This is a genomic window from Agathobaculum ammoniilyticum (assembly GCF_025567315.1).
GTDB classification, from domain to species: Bacteria; Bacillota; Clostridia; order Oscillospirales; family Butyricicoccaceae; genus Agathobaculum; species Agathobaculum ammoniilyticum.
In genome coordinates this window covers 1-589 of sequence record NZ_JAOQJE010000050.1, presented here as the reverse complement: position 1 = coordinate 589, position 589 = coordinate 1, and the positions used below count along the sequence as shown (strand labels likewise).

The 589-nt window shown below is 57.4% G+C and carries 2 protein-coding genes; both read right to left on the bottom strand.

Features of this window, described 5'->3' with window-relative positions:
* Positions 1-332: hypothetical protein (locus tag OCV66_RS15505; protein WP_147574660.1), on the bottom strand; the 332-nt coding region annotated here is incomplete at its 3' end.
* Positions 333-404: 72 nt separating this feature from the next.
* On the bottom strand, positions 405-589 hold a 185-nt coding region (locus OCV66_RS15500), incomplete at its 5' end, for a hypothetical protein (RefSeq protein WP_262564917.1).

Genomic DNA, 589 nt, shown 5'->3' with positions numbered 1-589 from the left:
GTTATCTCCCGTCCGCTATGGCGGAGCGGCAGCACCATGCCGCCCACTATAAGCTGTGCGGGCTTGTCCTGAACCGTGGTGTTTACGGTCTTCCCGTCGTAATAGGCGGTGACTACTGCAAGCCGGTACCCGTCCAGTGGAGTAAAGGTGACGTCTCTCACCACGCTGGTCTCCCACACGTTGACGCCGACCGCGCTGGATGTATAACCAGTACCGCTTTTTACTTCAACGCGGTGCATACCGCCCGCGGCATAGGACTGTGGGATAATGGTCGCCGCTATCAGCCACAACGCCAGCAGTAAAATCGGGATGCGCAGTTTCTTTGTGGTCATGTTTTTCGCTCTCCTTTCCCTGCAAAAAGGGCCGGTATGAACAGAACGTCATACCGGCTCATGCCAATAATATTATAAGGTCTGGTCTGAAATGAGATAAGCGGCGGTCCTGTCAAATGCGGGCGAGCTTTCCTCTGTCTGCACATCCGGTATAGCGCGCCACAGGCGGTCCACCCGGGCGACGCCGCCCAGGTCGGTGTAGACCACCAGCTGCTCCATCCCGACCGCAGCATTGTCCAGCAGCAAATGCACGGCGA